The following is a 20,874-nucleotide window of genomic DNA, read 5'->3' as shown; positions in this document are numbered from 1 at the left end:
GAGAGGATTAATTGGATTTCCGTTGTCTGCAGGGCGCATAGTATTTGCAGTAGATCTGGTTCACTTGTTGTCCTGTTTGACTCCCTGCATCTGCCCTGGCAGGAGATATCGTATGCGCCGCATCCTTGTTGTCGATGATGAACATCTCGTAGCCGATACCCTTCGGATCATCTTCCGTGAGAACGGCTTTGATGCGCGCGCTGTCTACTCTGCTGAGGATGGTCTGACGGCTGCGCGCGACTTCCACCCCAATCTGCTACTTTGCGATGTCAACATGCCCGGCGAAGACGGTGTTTCGCTGGCCTCTCGCCTTTCCGAAGAGCAGCCCGGCTGCCGCATCCTGCTCTTTACCGGCTACTACTCCCTGATGAAGAGCCTGCTTGACCGCTCCAGGACCCAGGCACACCCCTGGTCCGTACTGACCAAGCCGCTGCACCCGACAGAACTTCTGCGGGAAGCCAACGCATTGCTCGCCTAGACGTGATCCCTATGATCCCTGCTGGCCGTATGCTCATCACCATCGGTTGCCTGCTCATCCTGGCGGGCTTCGTGCTCGTTATCGCAGGCCGCTACTCCCTGCCTCTGGGCCGTCTGCCCGGCGACATGAACTTCCGCGGTCAGGACTGGCAGGTCTCCGTTCCACTGGGCAGCAGCATCGTGCTCAGCCTGCTGCTCTCTGCCGTCTTCTACATCCTCAGCCGCCTGCAGCGTTAACATCAAAGCATGTCGCTGGCACAGCTCCGCGCAGGCCGCTCCTCCGCCTCCACAAACCCGCCACAGCTCGGCTTCGCCTTCGAGGAACCGGAAGAGGCTGCCGCCCCTCCCGTCGACCCCGCAGAGACTCCTGCCCCCCGCCGCAGCACCTTCTCCGTCGCCGAACTCGTCTCCCTCATCCGCGGCGAGCTTGAGAAAAAGTACGGCAGCATCTCTGTCTTCGGAGAGGTCTCCAACTGCCGCCCCGCCGCCTCCGGCCACGTCTACTTCACGCTCAAGGACGGCGAGGCGCAGCTTCCCGTCGTCCTCTTCAAACGGCAGGCCAGCCTGCACAAGTTCCGCATCGAAGACGGCCTCGAAGTCCTCGTTCGCGGCCGCATCTCCGTCTACGAATCGCGCGGCCAGCTCCAGCTCATCGCCGAATCCGTCGAACCCCGCGGCGCCGGTGCCCTGCAGCTCGCCTTTGAGCAACTGAAAGCCCGCCTCCAGTCCGAAGGTCTGTTCGACGCCGATCGCAAGCGTCCCCTGCCCGCCTTTCCCACCCGCATCGGCATTGTCACCTCTCCCACGGGCGCAGTCATCCGCGACATCGTCAACGTCGTCCGCCGCCGCCACGCCTGCCTTGATTTACTGGTCTTCCCCGCCGCCGTGCAGGGCGCTGGCTCCCCGCAGGAGGTCGCCGCCGGCATCCGCTACTTCAACCAGGCCGCCGGGACGCCCCACTCCGTTGACCTCATCCTTCTCGCCCGTGGCGGAGGCTCCGCCGAAGACCTTGCCGGCTTCAACGACGAAGCCCTGGCCCGCACCATCGCCGACAGCACCCTGCCCGTCGTCTCCGCCATCGGCCACGAAACCGACTTCACCATCGCCGACTTCGTCGCCGACCTGCGCGCCCCCACTCCCTCCGCCGCCGCGGAGCTGATCACCGCCGCGCAGCACCGCATTGAGGAGCACATCGCCAGCCTGAACCACCGCCTAGTCCGCGCCGCCCGCTACGCCACCATGCAGGCCAGCCAGCGGCTCACGCGCATCAACGCGCAGGCCATCCTCTACCGAGTGGAAGACGGCATCAGCCGCCGTTATCAACGTCTGGACGAGCTCGCCTGGCGCGGCAACACCGCCATGCAGACCACCCTGCAACGAGACGAACGCCGCCTGCTGACGCTGCGCCAGCGGCTCGCCGCACAGGACCTCACCCGCCAGCTCGCCGCCTCGCGCCACCGCATCTCCACCATGGAAGCCCGCCTGCTGGCCGCGCATCGTGACCGTCTCCGCGCCGAGCGCAGCCGCCTGCAATCCGCATCCGCCGCACTGCAATCGCTCTCTCCCGTAGCCGTCCTGCAACGCGGCTATGCCCTGGTCTACGACGCCAATGGCAAGCTGCTGCATGACGCCTCCACGGTAGAACCGGGCACCACGATCACCTCTCGCCTCCACAAAGGCACCCTGACCTCCACCGTCACCAGCGGCCATCCAACCAAAAACTAGCCATCCAGCCATCCAGCCATCTATCCTCAAACTGATGCGAAAGCTGTTTGGAACCGACGGCATCCGCGCCGTCGCGGGGGAATCCCCGCTCGACCCTAAGACCATCTACGCCGTGGGCCTGGCACTTGCCCACTCCCTCACCTCGTCCAAGGAAGTCCTGCTCGGCATGGACACCCGCGAGAGCTCCGAGTGGATCGCCGCCACTCTCATCGCCGGCCTCAACGCCGGTGGCGCTACCGCGCGCCTTGCCGGAGTCATCACGACGCCCGCCGTCGCCTACCTGGCGCGCAAGCACGGCTTCGGCGCGGGCATCGTCATCTCCGCCTCGCACAATCCCTGGCAGGACAACGGCATCAAGCTCTTCGGCCCCGACGGCTACAAGCTCTCCGACGAGATTGAGCTGGCCATCGAAGACGAGATCTTCCGCCACCTCGCCACCCTCACGCACGACTCCATCGCCGCAGACAAGCTGCTCGAGCCCGACGAGAGCTACCGTGCCGAGTACATCCAGTTCCTCCGCGCCCAGGTCCCGGACCTTTCGCTCGATGGCAAGACCATTGTCGTCGACTGCGCCAACGGCGCGGCCAGCTCCGTCGCCGCCCAGCTCTTCGCCGGTCTCGGTGGGGAGATCCGCATCACCCACGCCAGCCCCAACGGCCGCAACATCAATGAAGGTTGCGGAGCTCTGCACCCGAAGGTCGTCGCGGCAGAGGTCGCAGCCTCCCACGCCAGCATGGGCATCACATTCGACGGCGACGCCGACCGCTCCCTCTTCGCCGACGAGCATGGCAAGGTCGTCAACGGAGACGCCGTGATGCTGCTCGCAGCCCGCGACCTGAAGTCTCGTGGACAACTGGCCAACGACACCGTCGTCGCCACCACCATGTCCAACATGGGCCTGGAAGCCGCCCTGAAGCGCAGCGGCATCCGCATGCTGCGCGCTCCCGTCGGCGACAAGTACGTCCTCGAAGAGATGCGCGCCTCCGGAGCCTCCCTCGGCGGCGAACAGTCCGGCCACATTCTCTTCCCGCAGCTCTCCACCACCGGCGACGGCCTGCAGACCGCCCTGGCCGTGCTCAACGTCCTCCACACCAGCGGCCAAAGCCTGGCCGAACTGACCGCCGACCTGAAGGTCTTCCCGCAGGTCATCGTCAACGTCAAGGTGCGCGAGAAGAAGCCGCTCGACGGCTTCCCTGCCATCGTCGCCACCATCACAGCCGCCGAAGAAGAGCTGAAAGACACCGGCCGCGTCGTCATCCGCTACAGCGGCACCGAAGCCCTTGCCCGCGTCATGATCGAAGCCGAGGACGAAGCCAGGATGAAACACCACGCCGAAGCCATCGCGGATGCCATCCGAACCGAGCTTGGGATTTAGAACCGGGTAACCATCTTGTTGTCCGGTTCTTTGCGAAGCAAAGGGTGGGGTATCGAGCGCAGCGAGACCCTAGGTGCCGGGTGTCCCATATCTGCGCAGCAGATATGGGCCTCGCGCAAAGCGCAACCGCCTTTGCCTTTCTTGTCTTTGTCATCCTGGAAGAATCTGCTTCTCTTTGCAGGATGTCCCCCACCAGGGTGGGGTCGACCTTACGAAACATCCCGCTATCATTACCAAGAGAAGAATGCCCTGGACCCCAGCCCAACGCGTACAGTTGTTCCTCCTCCCGCGCCTGGCCTCGATCCTCATCCGCACCCTGGGTTGCACCCTTCGCTTTGAAGAGGTCCTCGGCCCCGGCGTCACCCGCGGCGACCTGATCCCCGGCCCCACCGTCTTCGCCTTCTGGCACCGCTCCCTGCTCATCGCCGCTTACCGCTTCCGCAACCTCGGCATCGCCATCCTCATCTCGCAGTCGTTTGACGGAGAACTCATCGCCCGCACCGTCGAGCGCCTCGGCTTCCATGCCGTGCGCGGCTCCAGCTCGCGCGGCGGAGCTTCCGGTCTCCTCGCCATGGAAACCGCCTACCGCAGCGGACACATCTGCGCCTTCACCGCAGACGGCCCCCGCGGCCCCAACATGATCGCAAAGCCCGGAGTCACTGCACTGGCCAACCGCGCCCATACCTGGGTCGGAGCCTTCCACCTGCAGCCGCAGAAGGCCTGGGTCCTGCGCTCCTGGGACCGCTTCCTCATTCCAAAACCCTTCAGCCGCGTCGCCGTCAGCTGGCCCCAACACACCGCCGCAAACCCCACGCCGGAAGCCACGCAGGCGATGATGGACGAAGCCGTGCGCATGGCACAGGCACGCACAGGGACGCTCTAAGCATGCAAGACCTCCTCGTCAAAGACTTCGACTTCCACCTTCCGGAAGAGCTCATCGCGCAGCAGCCGCTGCCCGAGCGCGACGCCTCACGCATGCTCGTCCTCAACCGTCAGACAGGTGAGTTCCGCGACGACCACTTCCGTTCCCTGTCCTCACTGCTGAACCCCGGCGACCTGCTCATCCTCAACAACAGCCGCGTCATCCCGGCCCGCCTCTACGCCACCCGCACTGGCTACACGGGCCAGATCGAAGTTCTGCTCACCCAGCAAATAGCTCCCTTTGAGTGGACAGCCCTCGTCCGCCCGGGCAAGAAGGTCCGCATCGGCACCACCCTCCTCTTCGGCGACCAGCTGCAAGCCGAGGTCATCGCCGCCGGCGAGTTCGGCGAACGCACTCTTCGCTTCATCCCGGTCGACGACTTCTTCGCCCGCCTCGACCGCATCGGCCACATCCCTCTGCCGCCTTACATGCACCGCGAAGACACGGCCGCCGACCGCGAGCGCTACCAGACCGTCTACAACCAGCAGCCCGGCTCCGCCGCCGCACCCACCGCCGGCCTGCACTTCACACCGCGCGTTCTGGAAGAGATCAAGTCTCGCGGCGTCCACATTGCGCACATCACCCTACACGTCGGCCTCGGCACCTTCCAGCCCGTCCGCGTCGACCGCCTGGCGGACATCCACCTGCACACCGAGCACTACACCCTGCCCGAAGCCACCGCCACAGCCGTCGCCCTGGCCCAGCGCGAAGGCCGCCGCATCGTCGCCGCCGGAACCACCACCGTCCGCACACTGGAACACTGCGCCCGCACCTCGCTGGAACCCCACAGCGGACAGACCAGCATCTTCCTCTCCCCAGGCAACGAGTTCCACCTCGTCCAGGCCCTGCTCACCAACTTCCACCTGCCGCAGTCCACGTTGCTCATGCTGGTCAGCGCGCTCGCCGGACGCGAAAACGTCCTCCGCGCCTACAACCACGCTGTCGAACAACGCTACCGCTTCTTCAGCTACGGCGACTGCATGTTTGTGAGCTAGTTGGATGGTGTGATGGTGTTCTGGTTGGATGGTGTGTCATCCCGACCGAAGCGCAGCGAAGTGGAGAGACCTGCATTTTTGCCCAGCCACAAAACCGGGTGCCCCATATCTGCGCAGCAGATGTGGGAAAACAACCCCAAACAAACGGTGTGCCATCCCGGTTCGAGACATCTCACCATCCAACTATCCAACCATCCCCCCATCCAACTATCCTCATAAGGATGTCCGAAGACCAGAAACCCGCAATCTACCTGCTGGACGCAATGGCGTTCATCTTCCGCGCCTACCATGCCATGCAGCGCTCGCGCCCCATGTCCACGCGCACCGGCGTGCCCACCGCGGCCACCTACGTCTTCGTCAACATGATCAACAAGCTGCGCCGCGACTTCCAGCCGAAGTACCTGGCCGCCATCTACGATCCGCCCGGCCCCGTCTTCCGCGACGAGCGCGCCAAAGAGATGAAGCCCCAGCGCAAGTGGAACGTCAAGACGCAGCAGTTTGAAGAGGTAGACTACGCCGGGTACAAGGCCAACCGGGCTGAAACCCCACCCGACCTTCAGCAGCAGATGCCCTACATCCGACGCGCGCTCGACGCCTTCCGCATCCCTGTCCTTCTCCACGAAGGCTTCGAGGCCGACGACGTCATCGGCACCCTCAGCTGCCGCGCCGCCGAGGCCGGATACCGCGTCTTCGTTGTCTCCCCCGACAAGGACATGATGCAGCTCGTCAATGAAGACGTCTCCATCCTGAACCCCACCAAGGACAACCTCGTCCTCGACCCCGCCAAGGTCACTGAAGTCCTCGGCGTTGCGCCCGCACAGGTCATCGACGTCATGGCCCTGCGCGGAGACGCCATCGACAACGTGCCCGGTGCGCCCGGCATCGGCGACAAGGGCTCCGTCGAACTCATCCAGCAGTTCGGCTCGCTTGAAGCCGCACTCGACCGCGCCGCTGAGGTCAAGCGCAAAACCTACCGCGAGAGCCTGGAAAACAACCGCGACAACATCCTTCTCAGCAAGGAACTGGTCACCATTCACACCAGTGTTCCTGTGGAGTTCGATGTCGCCGCGATGGAAACCCAGCCCGTCGATCCCATCGCCTGCCGCGAGCTCTTCAGCGAGCTTGAGTTCACCACGCTGCTCAAAGAACTCGCCCCCGCCGAGGACGCCACGCCCGCAAGCTACATCCTCGACCCCACAGCCGAACAGCTCACCGCCCTCTTCACCGCCGCAAAGCAAGGCTTCGCTCTCGCCGTCTTTGAGAACGCAGCCGCCATCGCCTCCGAGATCGCCGTCGAAGACGAAACCGAGGCCGAGCCGCCTCCGCCGGAGACCGGCAATCTCTTCGCCGCAGCCGCGGCCCCTGCCGTTGCCGCCCCGCCGCCATCACAAGGTCTGCGCATCGGCATCGCCGTGGACGGACACGACGCCACACTCATCGACCTGGCGCAGCCGGAGGCCGCTCCGCTGAAAGCCATGCTGGAGAGCGAGTCCGTACCGAAGTCGGTACACGACCTCAAGTCCACGCTCAAGGCTCTCTCCTCCCACGGCATCACGCTGCGCGGCGTACAGGACGATGTAATGCTCTACAGCTATCTCATCAACCCGACGCACGGCTCGCACACCCTGGCCGACATCGCCGCGCGCTTCAGCAACCGTGCCCTTGGCAAAGATCCGCAGACCTTGCTGGTTGAGTCCGCCGACGCCGTTCTGCGCCTCGCCAACCCCATGCGCGATGACATCGCCGAAGCCGGCACCATGAAGGTCTACGACGAGATCGACAAGCCCCTCGTCCCTGTCCTTCTCAAGATGGAACAGGATGGTGTGCGCATCGACCGCGGCGTACTCAGCGAGATGTCCTCGCGCCTCGCCGTTGAGGTCGACACCGTCAGCGAGAAGATCTACGAGGCCAGCGGCCACCGCTTCAACATCAACTCGCCCAAGCAGCTTGGCGACGTCCTCTTCAACAAGATGGACCTGCCCAAGCCCATGAAGTATGGCAAGGGCAAGGTCGTCTCCACCGCCGTCGACGTCCTCGAAGAGCTCGCCGAGCACCACGAGGTCCCACGCATGGTGCTCGAATTCCGCCAGCTCACCAAGCTCAAGAACACCTACCTCGACCAGCTTCCGCAGCTCGCCGACTCGGAAGGGCGCATCCACACCACCTTCAACCAGGTGGGCACTGCCACCGGCCGCCTCTCGTCCATCAACCCAAACCTGCAGAACATCCCCGTGCGCACCGCGCTCGGCCGCGAGATCCGCGCCGCCTTCATCGCCGCTCCGGACAACGTTCTCCTCTCCGCTGACTACTCACAGATCGAGCTCCGCCTGATGGCGCACTTCAGCGAAGACCCTCTGCTGCTCGACGCCTACCGCACCGGCAAAGACATCCACACGCTCACCGCCAGCGAGGTCTTCGGCGTCTCGCCCGAGACCATGGACAAAGAGACCCGCAACCGCGCCAAGGCCGTCAACTTCGGCATCGTCTATGGAATTTCTCCGTTCGGCCTGGCTGCACAGCTCGGCATCGAACAGCGCGAGGCCAAGCTCTACATCGAACGCTACTTCGAGCGCTACCAGGGCGTCCGCCGCTTCATCGACGCCACACTCGAACAGGTTCGCGAGACGCAGAAAGTTACCACTCTCTTCGGCCGCGTCCGCCCCATTCCCGACATCCAGTCCCGCAACCCCAACATGCGCGGCTTCGCCGAACGTACCGCCGTCAACACACCGCTGCAGGGCACAGCCGCCGACCTCATCAAGGTCGCCATGCTCCACATCGACGCCGAGCTAAGCAAGCGTAACCTGAAGACAAAGATGACCCTCCAGGTCCACGACGAACTCCTCTTCGACGTTCCACAGGCCGAAGCCGAAGAGGTCGAAGCCCTGGTCAAGCATGAGATGGAAAGTGTCATCGAACTCAAAGTCCCCCTCGTCGCCGAAACCGGCGTAGGAAGCAACTGGCGGGACATCAAGTAGAAGCTGGGTGGATGGCTGGTTCACTGGATGGTTCGTAATCTCTACTAAAAGTGAAAGACGCCAGCCAAACCAGCACTGACGTCTTTCTTCAACCAGCCATCCAGCCAACCATACATCTAGCCCACTAGCTGTATTTCAGCCACTTGATAATCTCCGGCAGCGTGGGCCGCTTGCCATACATCAGAATGCCTACGCGATAGATCCGCGCCGTCAGCCAAAGCACGCCGTAGATCGTCGCCAGCAGAATCACCACCGATGCCGCAATGTCATACCACGGCGGATTTGAGATAGCGATCCGCAGGTACATCAGCAATGGCGTGCAGGTCGGAATCAAACTCATCACGCGTGAAAAGGTTGAGTTTGGATTCGAGATCACCGGCACCAGCACAAACATGCACACCGCCATCGGCATGGCGATCACCATGTTGAACTGCTGCAGTTCCTGTTCGGAGTTCACCATCGCGCCAATCGCTGCCGCAATGCCGGAGTACAGCAGGAAGCCCATCACGAAGTAGCCGATAAAGGCCACTATCTGCCCCAGCGAAAAGCTGATGTGCACCGCTCCAGCGCCCACCGCACCGGCCACCTGCGGAGCCGTCAGCGCCAGCGCCGCCGCTACCCAGATACCGATCTGCGTCAGGCCTACCGCGCCCACGCCCAGCAGCTTGCCGGTCATCATCTCCTGCGGCTTCACCGTGGCCAGCATCACCTCAAACACGCGCGATGTCTTCTCTTCAATAATGCTGCGCGCTACGTTCATGCCATGCAGCATCACGGCCATATACATCAGGAAGAACAAAATGTACGCGCCGAAGAAGGCCGTCACCGTGTCCGACTTCGAGATCTCGCCGTTCTTGATCGTCTCGGCTTCCACCTCAACCGGCTCCATCATGGCCTTGATCTCGCCCGCCTCCATGCCCTTGTGCTGCATGCCTTCGCGCATGGCCGCGCGCCGCAGTGCGCTTTCCAGCGTCTGTGCGGTCGAGATATCGCCGGTGCTCATGGAGGTGTACGTCGCCTTCGGACGGCCATCCTTCATCTCAATCCACAGGAAGCCGTCAATCTGCTTGTCCACCGTCTCATCTACTACGGCCTTGCGCGTATTCCCGCTTGGCGGCGAGATTACATCCACCTCCATGGCAGAGTCCTTGCCATGCTCCAGTTCGTCCTGCAACGCCAGCGCCAGGTCGGTGTCCGTCGAAACAACAGTGATGTGCGAAGCCGACTTCGCATGCCTTGACTTCAGCACGCTGAACAACAACCCACCGCCCATCAGCAGCGGAATCAGCATGGTCGTCACCAGGAACGCCTTGGTGCGTACACGTTCCAGGTACTCGCGCCTGGCGATCAGATACGTATTGCTAGGCATCGACATTCCCTCCCGCGCCCACTTCCTGGATAAAGATCTCTTCCAGCGTCGGCTCCATCACTTCAAACTTCGTAATCGTCGTTCCGGCGGCAACCGCCTCGGCCAGAATCTGCTGGGCCACGGCCTCATCCTTCAGAACAATCTCGGCGGAGTTGTTGTACAGCTTCGCCTCTTCAATCCCCGGATGCCGCAAAAAGCCCGCGTCGCCCTCAAACGTCATCACCACGCGGTTGCGCGGATACTTTGACTTCACCTCGCGCATCGTCCCGTTTAGCACCGTCTTGCCACGGGAGATCAGGCAGATGGCATCGCACATCTTCTCCACCTGGTCCATGCGGTGCGTGGAGAACAGGATCGCCTTGCCCTGCTTGCGTAGATCCATCAGCGTATCAATCAGCAGCACCGCGTTCACCGGATCCAGCCCAGAGAACGGCTCATCCATGATGATCAGCTCCGGCTCATGCAGCAGCGTTGAGATGAACTGGATCTTCTGCTGCATGCCCTTCGACAGCTCTTCCGTCTTCTTCGGAATCGCCTCGGTAATCTGCATACGCTCGCACCACTCATGGCTGCGCTTCAGCGCCGTGGCCTCGTCCAGCCCGCGCAACTGGCCCAGGAAGACAAGCTGATCAATCACCTTCATCTTCTTGTAGAGACCGCGCTCTTCCGGCAGGTACGAGACACGCTTCAACGCATCGCGCGTAAACGGCTGGCCAAACAACCGCACCACGCCGGAGTCCGGCATCGTAATGCCGACCATCATGCGGATGGAGCTGGTTTTGCCTGATCCGTTCGGCCCCAGCAGGCCGAACATCGTGCCGGGCTCGATGGAGAAGGAAAGATCCTCCACCGCGACCTTGTTGTCATAAACCTTGCGAACGTGTTCCAGCTGAACAATGGACATGTATGTGCCTAATGCTGAGTTTACTCGCTGGCTGGTTGGATGGCTGACGAGTTGGCTGGATGGCCTTTTCCTCAGGACAAACGGCCTTAGTACGAGTTGAACGGTATCTGTCGACCTAAAATGCCATAGGAAGAGCAGTGACAAAGAGCCAGCCATCCAGCCGTCCAGCCAACCAGCCAGCGCGCGAAGCGCTGAGCTTCTCTACGGATGTCAAATTCGTCAAAGGCGTCGGCGAACGCATCGCCGTCGCTCTGAAAGAGCGCGGCGTCCACACCGTCGAAGATCTGCTCTACCATCTGCCCTTTCGCTACGAAGACCGCCTGCACCCGCAGCATCTGCGCGACCTCAAGCCCGGCGAAATGGCCTCGGTCATCGGCGAGGTCCGCGGCTCGGCGCTCATCCGCGCCCGCTCCATGCCCATCTTCGAGCTCACCGTCGGCCAGGGGCTGGACTCCGTCAAAGGCATCTGGTTCCGCGGAACTTATCTGCAGGGCAAGTTCAAACCCGGCCAGATGATCGCGCTCTACGGCAAGGTGGAAGCCTCACGCTCACGCCCTGGCGCCTACAAAATGATCCAGCCACAGTTTGAGATGCTACCCGACGCCAACGCCACCGGCGAAGACGCCGAGTTCGCCGCCCTCGAGGTCGGCCGCATCGTGCCGGTCTACCAGTCCCTCGGCGGCACCACCGCGTGGGGAGCCAAACTCGGCAGCAAGTGGCTGCGCCGCGTGCTCTGGGGCCTGCTGCAGGAGATCAAGGAAGCCCCTGAATCCCTTCCAGCCCAACTTCGCGAACGCCTCGGCCTTCCCGGTCGCATCGAAGCCCTGCGCGAGGTCCACTTTCCCTCCGAAGGCACCTCCCTCGATGACCTGACCTTCGCCCGCACACCCGCCCTGCGCCGCCTCGTCTTTGAAGAGCTCTTCTACCTCGAGCTTGGTCTCGAGCTCAAACGCCGCCGCATGCGCGAACGCAACGGCATCGCCTTTTCCACCACGCCGCAGGTGCGCGAAGCCCTCAAGCAGGTGCTTCCCTTCCATCCCACAAGGGCGCAGAAGCGCGTCCTCGGCGAGATCGTCACCGACATGAAGTCCCCGCAGCCCATGCGCCGCCTCCTGCAGGGCGACGTCGGCAGCGGCAAAACCATCGTCGCGCTTGAGGCCGCCATCGTCGCCATCGAAAACGGCTACCAGGCCGCGCTCATGGCGCCAACTGAGATTCTCGCCACACAGCACTACCTCTCCGCGCGCAAGCTGCTCACCAAGGCCATAAAAGAAAACGGCGACCGCCGCTACCGCATCACCCTGCTCACCGGCTCACTCGACAACGCCGAAAAGAAAGCTGCTCGCGGCAAAATCTTCCGTGGCGAAACCGAGCTCGTCATCGGCACCCACGCTCTGCTCGAAGAAAAGGTCGACTTCGACCGCCTCGGCCTCATCGTCGTCGACGAGCAGCACCGCTTCGGCGTACAGCAGCGCTTCGCCCTCATGAAGAAACCCGGAGCAGCCGACCCAGACGTCCTGGTGATGACCGCAACGCCCATCCCACGCACGCTCGCGCTCACCATGTACGGCGACCTCGACGTCTCCGTACTCGATGAACTGCCGCCAGGCCGCACGCCCATCGTCACCCGCCGCGTCGAAGAACAACAGGCCGCCAAGGTATGGGAGTTCGTCCGCAAGCAGGTCGCCGAAGGGCGCCAGGCCTATATCGTCTACCCCTTGATCGAAGGCCCCAACGACGACCAGCCCGAGCTCGACTTCGCCCACGATGAGCCCAAGGAAGAAGAAGCACCGAAAAAAGGCAGTAAGAAGAAAACCGGTGAACTCTTCAAGGTCAAGCTCAAGTCCGCCACGGAAATGTACGAGCAGCTCGGCGCCGGCCCGCTGAAAGGTCTGCGTCTCGGCCTTCTGCATGGCCGTCTCGATGCTGCCGAAAAAGAAGTCATTATGGCCCGCTTCCAGCGCGGCGAGATCGATGTCCTGCTCTCCACCACCGTCATCGAGGTCGGCGTCGACGTACCCAACAGCACCGTCATGGTCATCGAACACGCCGAGCGTTTCGGTCTGGCCCAGATGCACCAACTGCGCGGACGCGTCGGCCGCGGCTCGGCCAAAAGCTACTGCATCCTGCTCACCGGCGCCAAGGTCTCACCCGAGGCCGACCAGCGGCTCGATGCCATGGTCCGCTCACAGAACGGCTTTGAACTGGCCGAGATTGATCTGGAACAGCGTGGCCCCGGCGAGTTCTTCGGCACACGCCAGTCCGGCCTGCCGGAGTTCCGCGTCGCCAGCCTTCTGCGCGACCGCGAAACCCTGGAACTCGCCAAGAAGGAAGCCGCCAGCTTTGCCACCAACGCAGAAGGCACGGAAGAAGAGAAAGAAACCGTCCGCCGCCTGCTCAAACAACACTGGCAGCGCCACTATGGCTTAGTGGAAGCCTGAAGACGGTTTCGAGGTGTGAGTACTGCGTACGCCGCTCACGACACACACCTCGCACCTCACAACTCTTACGCCGTAGCCTGCAATGCCGAAGCCGTAGCCATCGCCATACGCTGCGCCGGAGTCACCATCGGCACCACGTGCTTCTTCGGCCCGCGCTTGCGGGCCACCAGCACGCGCACGCGGTCCAGCAGTTCGCTGGCCGAGTTCGCGCCCTTCGGCAGAAAAGCATCCGCTGCCTCATTGCGCTCGGAGCTGGTCACCGTACCCGACACCATCAGCGCCGGCAGCATCGGATGCATCTCCTTGGCGCGGCGCACCAGCGTGTTGCCGTCCATACCCGGCATCGTCAGGTCGGTCAGCAGGAGGTCGAACGCGCCCGGCAGGGCGTTGGAGAGAAGCTCCAGGGCCTGGTGCGGCGTCTGCACATCCATCACGCGATAGCCGCGTGTCTCCAGCAGAAATTTACGTACGGAAAGGGTCTGTTCGTTGTCGTCCACGCAAAGGATAGTTTTCTTGGGGCGCATGATAGTTCGTAAGTCCTTCGTGTTGCTCTGCGAACGAGCTGCTAGGGCGCGGGGCATCGCCAGTTGGGAGAGGTCACTTGTCCGCGACGGGTATGCGTCCGTGGCTGCAGGAAAGACAAAGCTCCCCCTACCGCTTTCGCATAGGCGAAAACAGTGCCATGGCCGGACGCATACCGGCCGCGGAGAGAGGGGTTCTCGCAAAGGAGCGCAGGTTGCCCTTCACCGTTATCCACAGTGGGAGAAGGAACGCTTCTGCCGCCGTCACAACCACTTTCATGTGGCTGTATGTGCTGGCCTGCGTTCTATTCCCTGGATCCGGCGCTGCGGTCTGTGCAGTACCCTCTCAGCTTCAGTTGTGTGTCAGATCAAACCTTGCGTTCCGGTCTAGATATCCTTGAACGCTTGCCAAGAGTACGAAGCTCTGGGGTGCGGCGCAATGGCGAAATTAGGGCGAAAATCTACGGCCTTTCCACTTGCGGTTCCACCGCCTTTGGTGGAACCGCTGTGGCTATTGGCGATTTGTATGAAATCGCATGTTGAAATGTAGCCTAAATAGGCAGGAAAAACCGTCCCTTTGCAACGGGAATGGTGCGGCCCGCAACATGAATTTCACAAACCTTTCCGTCGCGTATTTCTCCGCGAAGCCGCAAACGGCTCGGCCGCAGCATCTCCACCCCCTGCTCCACGAAGATGTTTTTGCCCGGCTCGACCGCCCCGTGACGGACCAGGTAGCTGATGCAGCAGCCCGCCGCCGAACCCGTCGCCGGGTCTTCGCCGTTATAGAACTGCATCCGCGCATGCCAGTCCGCGCCCCCGTTTTCCACGTTTCCGCCGCCCTTTTGCACAGGCGCCACCACGTAGAAGAACTTGGCATCGCTCGCCGCCAGAAACGGCTGCGCCACCCGCAGATTCAGAGCCAGCCGCCCAACCGCTTCCACTGACTCGAGTGGAACGATGCAGAACGGCATCCCCGTGCTGGCCGTCTGCGGCTCCAGCTCCGCATGCAGATCCTCCACCGTAAGCCCAAGGGCCTCCGCCACTGCCTCGCGGGCATACACGCGGCCAAACTCCGGGTCTCTCTGCCGCATCTCGCCAAAGACGCCCCTCTCGCCCGCGACAGGCTGCGTAAACCGCACCGGAATCTGTCCCACCGGCAGGTCCAGCGTGATCGTCTCCTGCCCGCGCAAGAAGGTGTGGTTCCAGTAGAGCCAGCTCGCCGTACCCAGCGTCGGGTGCCCGGCAAACTTCAGCTCCTCCTGCGTGGTGAAGATGCGTACCTGCACGCCGCGCTCACGCTCCGTCGCCTCGTCCCTCGGAATCACGAAGGTCGTCTCCGACAGGTTGGTCTCCCGCGCCAGCATCTGCATCTGTTCTGTCGTCAGGCCGCGGCCATCCGTAAAGATCGCCAGTTGGTTGCCCTCCAACGGAGCCTCGGCAAAGACATCTACCTGCTCCCACGCCAACTCCCGCACACTGCCCGTTCTTTCGCTCATGCAGACATTGTTGCAAACCTGCCTGCTACCCTTTGCCTATGCCGACGGTCGAAATCCGCCCCGCCCACTTCCCGGACGATGCCGAAGCCGTACGCACCCTCTTCCGCGCCTACGCCGCCTTCCTGCGCTCCAACCCCGGCGGCGGGGCCAGCATCTGCATCACCGGCTTTGAGCAGGAGCTAGCCGGCCTCCCGGGCCAGTACGCCGCCCCCGCCGGCTGCGTCCTTCTGGCCATCCGCGACGGCCAGCCCATCGGCTGCGTCGGTCTGCGCCCCATCACTCCCAAAGCCCCCGGAAACCTGGACGAACCCACGCGCGCCGTCGAAATGAAACGGCTTTGGGCCGAGTCCACCGCCCGCGGCCTTGGCCTGGGTCGCCACCTCGTCGAAAAAGCAGTGGAATGGGCCAGGGAGCAGGGCTATACCGGCATTTACCTGGACACCGTCGCCCCCGCTATGCCAGAAGCCTATGGCCTCTACCAGCGGTTGGGGTTCCAGGAGATTCCGCGCTATAACAACAACGACACCGGGGGTTTGACCTTCATGCGCAAAGACTTGTCTCCCCAGTAGCGAGTCTGGTTCCTTCGGCCCCAAAGCGAACCTGCGCAGATACAGGAGCCTAACTTTTCACCCCCGTACACGTTTTACCTCTTGCTATCAAAGTCACTGGTCGTTACTTTGTGGTCAATGGCTGACATGCAGACAATTCTTCCACCCCTTCCCTCCAGCCCGGAGCCCGCTTCTATGAACATTGGAGCTACCATCCGAGGTTTCCGTCTCCAGAAGGGCATGTCCCAGGGCGATATTGAAAAGCGCACGGGTCTGCTGCGCTGCTATCTGTCGCGCGTGGAGAATGGCCATACCGTCCCGTCCCTGGAAACCCTGCAGAAAATCGCCTCCGCGCTCGACCTGCCCCTGAGCCAGTTCTTCGCCGAAGACAGCATGAGCCGCGAGATGAGCACCCTGAACCTGTCCGAGGAAGAGATCCGCTTCCTCACCCAGATCCAGCGCTACTCCGCCAACCTCTCCGACTCCGACCGCAAGCTGCTGCTCGCCATGGTCCGCAAATTTGCCCAGACCGCTCTCAGCTAGTTGGTGGGATGGTGGAATGGTCACAGGCTAAAAGAGCAGGCCCGTAATCAGCGGGCCTGCTCTTTTCTTGCCTTGTCATTTCGCAGCGCAGCGGAGGAATCTGCTTCTTCCTTTTACCGGGGTGTCCCATATCTACGTAGCAGATGTGGGCCTCGCGCAATCCGCTTTCCTTGTCTTTTGTCATCCTGCAAGGATCTGCTTCTCAAAGCAAAAAGGCCCACAATCGTGGGCCTTTTCCCATGCAACCATTCAACCTCTACGCAGCCATCTTCAACCAAACCAGCAGCGCCAGACCCACCACGATGCGGTAAATCGCAAACGGCGTAAACCCGCGGTTCCGCACCCAGGCCAGGAACCACGCGACCACGCCGTACGCCACGATAAACGAAACGACAAAGCCGATGGCCAGCACAACCCATCCGTGTGAGGTCATCACCAGCGGAGCAATCGCCTCCGCTCCAGCCTCGACCTTGGGATGCAGCGCCTTCAGCAGCGAGTAGCCGGTGGCTGCAATCATCGTCGGAATCGAGATCAGGAAGCTGAACTCCAGCGCGGTCTCACGATTCAGGCCAGCAAGCTGTCCGGCGGCAATCGTTGACATGGAGCGCGAGGTACCGGGCACCACAGCCGCCAGCACCTGGCACAGGCCCACCCAGATCGACTGGCCCAGCGTCATAGTCTCCACATGCGTCGTCTTCGCATCCCGCTGCGATGCCCAGCGGTCCACCACCCACATCACCACGCCGCCAATCACCAGCGCCAGCGCAATCACCTGCAGGTCTTCCAGGTTCTTCCCAATCACCTTGTCCAGAATCTTGGCCGGAATAGCGGTGCACACAAACGCGATCAGCGTCAGAGACACCGGATGCGTCAGCACCGTCTTGTCACCATGCTTGCCCTTCGGGAAGGTCTTCAGGTAGCCGGTAATCCGGTGGCGGAACAGCAGCAGCAGTGCAAGGATCGCGCCCAGCTGGATGACGATCGAGTACATCTTCCAGTACGGGTCATTCAGCGAAAGGTGCAGCATCGCCTCGGCGATACGCAGGTGCGCGGTGGAGCTCACCGGCAAAAACTCCGTCAATCCTTCGATAATGCCCAGGATGACGCTCAACAGGTAATCGTTCAATCAGCCCCTCCGGCTGTCAGGAGTCTATGAAAGCTGTCTTCAGCCTACCCGAAGCCGGGTTAACTGCCGCTTAATCGCGGTCGTTTCCGTAGACGGGAATCCCTTGTTGCAACCGGTAGACCAGCGCCGCTCCACGCGCGGCCCAGTCCGTCTGCCCAAAACGGGCCTGCAACTGGTCATTCAGCGCATTGGCATGCACCGCGGCGTTGTCGGACTTCTTCTTATCGTCTTCCGCACGGTACATGCTGCTGGCCACTCCCTGGCGATAGACCGCCTGCCATAGCGCCTCGGCAGTCTTGGGACCGTCCGGATACTCCCTGGAGTATTTCTCGAAGTACTCGGTCTCTTTCTCCGGGCACTTCGGCAGCCCCTGCCAGTCGCCGCACAACTTCGCATCGATCAGCTCATAGGCAGCTAGTGCCGCGTACTTCGTATCCGGAAAGTACTTGATGACCTTCTTCAGCTCATCCTCGTACATGCGAGGACGAAGATTCGGGTCCATCTCCCTGGCCGAGGGCAGCGACGCATAATCCGCCTTCTGCAGCTGCCAACGGATATCCGCCGACCGCCACGCTGCCTCAGGCGCCAGTGGAGACTTCGGGTAGTACTCAAACAACCGCTTGTACAAAAAGTGTGCCGAGGCACCGGCGTCCTTGGGAGCATGCGGCTCCGCGGCCTGGGATTCAGCGATCACCGCCGCACCAAACAGCAGCTTGTCGCCGTTCGGAGTGCTGGGGCCAATCACGCCCTTGTCCTTGATCCATCCGCTCACCGGCGTCGACTGCTGATCATCCTGGATTTCCGGTGCGTCCGAGTCGTTCTCCTCCGGCTCATCGGTATTGGCAAACACACGCACCCAGCCAGGCGAACGGTCCATGATGGTGACCTCGTGCCCCGGCGTCACCAGGCTCAACCGCTGCGACCCTTCATCGGACGCAACATACACATTGGCCGGATGCAGCACCGTCGCACTGGCCGCGTTCTGATACTGCGGCGGCAGCTTCGGCTTTTTCTTCTTCTGCGCCATACCCACAACCGACGCACACACCAGCACTGCCACCACAAAACGCTTCATCGCCATACCTCTATAGACGGCGCTTTCGCGCCATCGTTGGATGGTTACCGGGTGCCTCACCCTACCCCAGCAAACTATCCTTCAAAACTGGGTCAATATTCCCGCCACTCAACACCACGACCACCTTCTTCGTCCCCGCAGGCAGCTTGTCCGCATGGAACAGAGCACCCGCCAGCGTCACCGCTCCGCTCGGCTCCGGTACCAGCTTGGTCTCATGCAGGTATACCTTCATCGCCGCGAAGATCTCCTCTTCGCTCACCGTGAAGATGTCGTCCGTGTACTTCAGAATCTGCGCAAAGTTCAACTCGCCCAGGCTCTGCGTCCGCAGACCGTCAGCAATGGTGCGTGTTGTCTTCTCCGCCGGCCACTCCACCAGTTCCTTCTTATGGAAGCTCTCGGTCGCATCGCCCGCCTCCTCCGGCTCCACACCAAACACCTTCGCAGTGGGTTTCTTCAGCTTCACACCAGTCGACACGCCGCTCAGCAGCCCGCCACCACTCACCGGGCTCAGCACCACATCCACATCCGGCAACTGGTCCACAATCTCCACACCACACGTCGCCTGCCCCGCAACAATGTACGGGTCGTCATACGGCGGAATCATCGAGTACCTATGCGCGGCCTCCAGCTCCTCGGCCTTCACCTTGCGGTCCTTGCTGGCCGGGCCTACTTCGATAATCTCCGCACCCAGCTCCCGCGTCGCCACCTTCTTCACCTCCGGCGCATTATTCGGCATCACAATCACGGCCTTCGATCCCAGCGCACGCCCGGCATACGCCACGCCCTGCGCATGATTGCCGCTCGAATAGGTGATGACACCACGGCTCAGGGCATCCTTCTCCAGCGAAGCCACCTTGTTGAAGGCCCCACGCAGCTTGAAGCTGCCAATCGGCTGCTCACTCTCCGCCTTGATCCAGACCTCGTACGGCAGCTTCGACGCCGTCTCGCCTTCCAGCCTGTAAAGCCCGGTCTTCACTGCCGTCCCGGCAATGCGCTTCTGCGCCGCCTCAATCTCCGCAAGCCCCACCAGTTCCATCACCATCTCCTGCCTCAAAGTCTACCGCTCTCACCGAGCCCACATACTGGGTGCCCCATATCTGCGCAGCAGATATGGGAAAACAACCACCAACAAACGGTGTGTCATTCTGAGCAACGCGAAGGACCCGCTCCTGTCATTCCGTAGCGAAGCGAAGGAATCTGCTTCTGCTTTTGTCTCTCTTATCTTTTGTCATCCTGAGCGGATCTGCTTTATCTCTCCGCCTCCCGCAACACCTTCCCCATAAAATCCACCAGCCTCCACTCATCCCCCATCCCAGGAGACTTCCCCATCTCCACATGCGAGATCAACGGACTCACCAGCGCCGCCTTCATCACCTCCGGCTGCAAACCCTTCGCCAGCCACAACGTCTCCGACGCCGGAATCACGTTGTCCGCCTCGCCGTGCAGCAGGTACACCGGCGTATCCACCGCCTTCAGATTCCGGTCCGGAGACACCGCCTCCATCTCCTTCACATGCTTCGTCTCATTGGCCTCCAGCAACGCCACCGTCCGCGTGTCATCGGCTTTCAACAGTTGCACCACCGCCATCCGCTGTGCGGGAGTCAGCCCCAGCATCGCCTTCCTCTCCGCGGGCAGATCTTCATACAGGTGCTGCTTCAGCACCGCACCCAGCGCCACACGATCCGCCGCCGGGACAAACTCCTCCACATGCTCATACTCCATCACCAGTGGCCCATACTCATGCGCGGCCAGCGTCTCCACCGTTCCATCCGGACGCACCGCCTTTCCTGTCCGGTAGTACCGCGCCACACGCTGCATATTCGCCTGCGACCCAATCGCGAAGACCATCCGCATATACGAGGCATACTCCGGCTGCTCCGCCGCCAGCAGCGCCAGCCCACCAGAGAAGCTCAATCCGAGAACACTCACAGACTGCCGATGTTTCTGCTCTTGAGTTAGCCGCACCGCGAACCAGCTAGCGCTCTCGCCAATGGCATCCACACTCTCCGGCCCAATGCGATAGTCCGCAATCGCCGGCAGCTCCGGCGTCAGCACCTCAATCCCGCAACCGGCCATCGCCCGCGCAAACGTCTCCAGACGGGGCTCATTCATTCCCAGGTGATGCACACCATGCACAATCACCATGCCCCGGGCATGCTTTACCCCGACAGGCTCATACAACCGCCCGCGCAATACACCCTCGTTTGTCGGAATCGAAACCTCGCGCGTGCTCACAGCCACCGTCGCCGCGCGCACCGGCCATGGCAACGGCTCATGGCTCAGCGTCTTCAGTACCGCCACCGCCTGCAGATGCACCCGCACCCAGGGCCACGCAATCACCACTACAGCAACCAGAAGCAGCACCAAAAGCAAAGGGCG

At 62.2% G+C, this 20,874-nt stretch carries 18 protein-coding genes; 10 read left to right on the top strand and 8 right to left on the bottom strand.

The window, feature by feature from the left end:
- The first annotated feature begins 112 nt into the window (after nucleotides 1–112).
- The 7 genes from OHL13_RS01970 to polA all read left to right on the top strand — a co-directional run bounded on the left by OHL13_RS01970 (nucleotide 113) and on the right by polA (nucleotide 8,472).
- Nucleotides 113–478, top strand: coding sequence for a response regulator (locus tag OHL13_RS01970; RefSeq protein ID WP_263408432.1), 366 nt, complete (start codon nucleotides 113–115; stop codon nucleotides 476–478).
- Between the two features lie 11 nt (nucleotides 479–489).
- Complete coding sequence (locus OHL13_RS01965; RefSeq protein ID WP_263408431.1) at nucleotides 490–714, top strand: DUF2905 domain-containing protein; 225 nt, start codon at nucleotides 490–492, stop codon at nucleotides 712–714.
- 9 nt (nucleotides 715–723) lie between these two features.
- Nucleotides 724–2,202, top strand: coding sequence for an exodeoxyribonuclease VII large subunit (xseA, locus tag OHL13_RS01960; protein WP_263408430.1), 1,479 nt, complete (start codon nucleotides 724–726; stop codon nucleotides 2,200–2,202).
- A gap of 34 nt (nucleotides 2,203–2,236) precedes the next feature.
- On the top strand, nucleotides 2,237–3,577 hold the full coding sequence (glmM, locus tag OHL13_RS01955; RefSeq protein WP_263408429.1) for a phosphoglucosamine mutase: 1,341 nt from the start codon (nucleotides 2,237–2,239) through the stop codon (nucleotides 3,575–3,577).
- A 244-nt stretch (nucleotides 3,578–3,821) separates the two neighbouring features.
- Nucleotides 3,822–4,460 (top strand): DUF374 domain-containing protein, encoded by a 639-nt coding sequence (locus OHL13_RS01950; protein WP_263408428.1) that lies wholly within the window; start codon nucleotides 3,822–3,824, stop codon nucleotides 4,458–4,460.
- Between the two features lie 2 nt (nucleotides 4,461–4,462).
- The gene (queA, locus tag OHL13_RS01945; protein WP_263408427.1) at nucleotides 4,463–5,494 is read left to right on the top strand and encodes a tRNA preQ1(34) S-adenosylmethionine ribosyltransferase-isomerase QueA; all 1,032 of its coding nucleotides are present in this window, start codon (nucleotides 4,463–4,465) and stop codon (nucleotides 5,492–5,494) included.
- 221 nt (nucleotides 5,495–5,715) lie between these two features.
- A complete protein-coding gene (polA, locus tag OHL13_RS01940) occupies nucleotides 5,716–8,472 on the top strand; it encodes a DNA polymerase I (RefSeq protein ID WP_263408426.1) in 2,757 nt (918 codons plus the stop codon).
- Nucleotides 8,473–8,596: 124 nt separating this feature from the next.
- Here polA and OHL13_RS01935 read toward each other — a convergent pair whose 3' ends face one another.
- A complete protein-coding gene (locus OHL13_RS01935) occupies nucleotides 8,597–9,841 on the bottom strand; it encodes an ABC transporter permease (protein ID WP_263408425.1) in 1,245 nt (414 codons plus the stop codon).
- On the bottom strand, nucleotides 9,834–10,745 hold the full coding sequence (locus OHL13_RS01930) for an ABC transporter ATP-binding protein (protein WP_263408424.1): 912 nt from the start codon (nucleotides 10,743–10,745) through the stop codon (nucleotides 9,834–9,836). Before OHL13_RS01930 ends, OHL13_RS01935 begins: the two co-directional genes overlap by 8 nt.
- Nucleotides 10,746–10,882: 137 nt before the next feature.
- Here OHL13_RS01930 and recG point away from each other — a divergent pair, with 137 nt between their 5' ends.
- A complete protein-coding gene (recG, locus tag OHL13_RS01925) occupies nucleotides 10,883–13,186 on the top strand; it encodes an ATP-dependent DNA helicase RecG (RefSeq protein WP_399255050.1) in 2,304 nt (767 codons plus the stop codon).
- Nucleotides 13,187–13,251: 65 nt separating this feature from the next.
- Here recG and OHL13_RS01920 read toward each other — a convergent pair whose 3' ends face one another.
- Together OHL13_RS01920 and OHL13_RS01915 are read right to left on the bottom strand one after the other, a co-directional pair.
- Nucleotides 13,252–13,710: a response regulator gene (locus OHL13_RS01920; protein WP_263408423.1), complete on the bottom strand. Its 459-nt coding sequence runs from the start codon at nucleotides 13,708–13,710 to the stop codon at nucleotides 13,252–13,254.
- Nucleotides 13,711–14,258: 548 nt separating this feature from the next.
- Nucleotides 14,259–15,203, bottom strand: coding sequence for a PhzF family phenazine biosynthesis protein (locus OHL13_RS01915; protein WP_263408422.1), 945 nt, complete (start codon nucleotides 15,201–15,203; stop codon nucleotides 14,259–14,261).
- A gap of 38 nt (nucleotides 15,204–15,241) precedes the next feature.
- Between OHL13_RS01915 and OHL13_RS01910 the strand changes: the two genes are divergently transcribed.
- Together OHL13_RS01910 and OHL13_RS01905 are read left to right on the top strand one after the other, a co-directional pair.
- Nucleotides 15,242–15,772 carry a GNAT family N-acetyltransferase gene (locus OHL13_RS01910; protein ID WP_263408421.1) on the top strand — a complete coding sequence of 177 codons (531 nt, stop codon included), beginning with the start codon at nucleotides 15,242–15,244 and terminating at the stop codon, nucleotides 15,770–15,772.
- A 174-nt stretch (nucleotides 15,773–15,946) separates the two neighbouring features.
- Nucleotides 15,947–16,294, top strand: a complete 348-nt coding sequence (locus OHL13_RS01905) for a helix-turn-helix domain-containing protein (RefSeq protein WP_263408420.1) — start codon at nucleotides 15,947–15,949, stop codon at nucleotides 16,292–16,294.
- 256 nt (nucleotides 16,295–16,550) lie between these two features.
- Here the strand turns inward: OHL13_RS01905 and OHL13_RS01900 are convergent, their stop codons facing one another.
- The 4 genes from OHL13_RS01900 to OHL13_RS01885 form a co-directional block, all read right to left on the bottom strand.
- On the bottom strand, nucleotides 16,551–17,420 hold the full coding sequence (locus OHL13_RS01900) for an undecaprenyl-diphosphate phosphatase (RefSeq protein WP_263408419.1): 870 nt from the start codon (nucleotides 17,418–17,420) through the stop codon (nucleotides 16,551–16,553).
- A gap of 70 nt (nucleotides 17,421–17,490) precedes the next feature.
- Nucleotides 17,491–18,495: a tetratricopeptide repeat protein gene (locus OHL13_RS01895; protein WP_263408418.1), complete on the bottom strand. Its 1,005-nt coding sequence runs from the start codon at nucleotides 18,493–18,495 to the stop codon at nucleotides 17,491–17,493.
- A 61-nt stretch (nucleotides 18,496–18,556) separates the two neighbouring features.
- Entirely contained in the window at nucleotides 18,557–19,537 is a 981-nt protein-coding gene (locus tag OHL13_RS01890; RefSeq protein WP_263408417.1) for a threonine ammonia-lyase, read from the bottom strand.
- 206 nt (nucleotides 19,538–19,743) lie between these two features.
- Nucleotides 19,744–20,862 carry an alpha/beta hydrolase gene (locus OHL13_RS01885; protein WP_399255047.1) on the bottom strand — a complete coding sequence of 373 codons (1,119 nt, stop codon included), beginning with the start codon at nucleotides 20,860–20,862 and terminating at the stop codon, nucleotides 19,744–19,746.
- Between the last annotated feature and the right edge of the window lie 12 nt (nucleotides 20,863–20,874).

It is taken from the genome of Terriglobus tenax, from assembly GCF_025685395.1.
In the GTDB taxonomy this organism is placed as follows: Bacteria; Acidobacteriota; Terriglobia; order Terriglobales; family Acidobacteriaceae; genus Terriglobus; species Terriglobus tenax.
Note: the sequence above shows the minus strand (reverse complement) of the source record. Positions and strands in the feature narration are given on the sequence as shown.

Excerpts from the sequence above, each read along its gene's own strand:
- OHL13_RS01970 (WP_263408432.1), top strand. The coding sequence starts at position 113 with ATGCGCCGCATCCTTGTTGTCGATGATGAACATCTCGTAGCCGATACC.
- OHL13_RS01965 (WP_263408431.1), top strand. The coding sequence starts at position 490 with ATGATCCCTGCTGGCCGTATGCTCATCACCATCGGTTGCCTGCTCATC.
- xseA (WP_263408430.1), top strand. The coding sequence starts at position 724 with ATGTCGCTGGCACAGCTCCGCGCAGGCCGCTCCTCCGCCTCCACAAAC.
- glmM (WP_263408429.1), top strand. The coding sequence starts at position 2,237 with ATGCGAAAGCTGTTTGGAACCGACGGCATCCGCGCCGTCGCGGGGGAA.
- OHL13_RS01950 (WP_263408428.1), top strand. The coding sequence starts at position 3,822 with ATGCCCTGGACCCCAGCCCAACGCGTACAGTTGTTCCTCCTCCCGCGC.
- queA (WP_263408427.1), top strand. The coding sequence starts at position 4,463 with ATGCAAGACCTCCTCGTCAAAGACTTCGACTTCCACCTTCCGGAAGAG.
- polA (WP_263408426.1), top strand. The coding sequence starts at position 5,716 with ATGTCCGAAGACCAGAAACCCGCAATCTACCTGCTGGACGCAATGGCG.
- OHL13_RS01935 (WP_263408425.1), bottom strand. The coding sequence starts at position 9,841 with ATGCCTAGCAATACGTATCTGATCGCCAGGCGCGAGTACCTGGAACGT.
- OHL13_RS01930 (WP_263408424.1), bottom strand. The coding sequence starts at position 10,745 with ATGTCCATTGTTCAGCTGGAACACGTTCGCAAGGTTTATGACAACAAG.
- OHL13_RS01920 (WP_263408423.1), bottom strand. The coding sequence starts at position 13,710 with ATGCGCCCCAAGAAAACTATCCTTTGCGTGGACGACAACGAACAGACC.
- OHL13_RS01915 (WP_263408422.1), bottom strand. The coding sequence starts at position 15,203 with ATGAGCGAAAGAACGGGCAGTGTGCGGGAGTTGGCGTGGGAGCAGGTA.
- OHL13_RS01910 (WP_263408421.1), top strand. The coding sequence starts at position 15,242 with ATGCCGACGGTCGAAATCCGCCCCGCCCACTTCCCGGACGATGCCGAA.
- OHL13_RS01905 (WP_263408420.1), top strand. The coding sequence starts at position 15,947 with ATGAACATTGGAGCTACCATCCGAGGTTTCCGTCTCCAGAAGGGCATG.
- OHL13_RS01895 (WP_263408418.1), bottom strand. The coding sequence starts at position 18,495 with ATGAAGCGTTTTGTGGTGGCAGTGCTGGTGTGTGCGTCGGTTGTGGGT.
- OHL13_RS01890 (WP_263408417.1), bottom strand. The coding sequence starts at position 19,537 with ATGGTGATGGAACTGGTGGGGCTTGCGGAGATTGAGGCGGCGCAGAAG.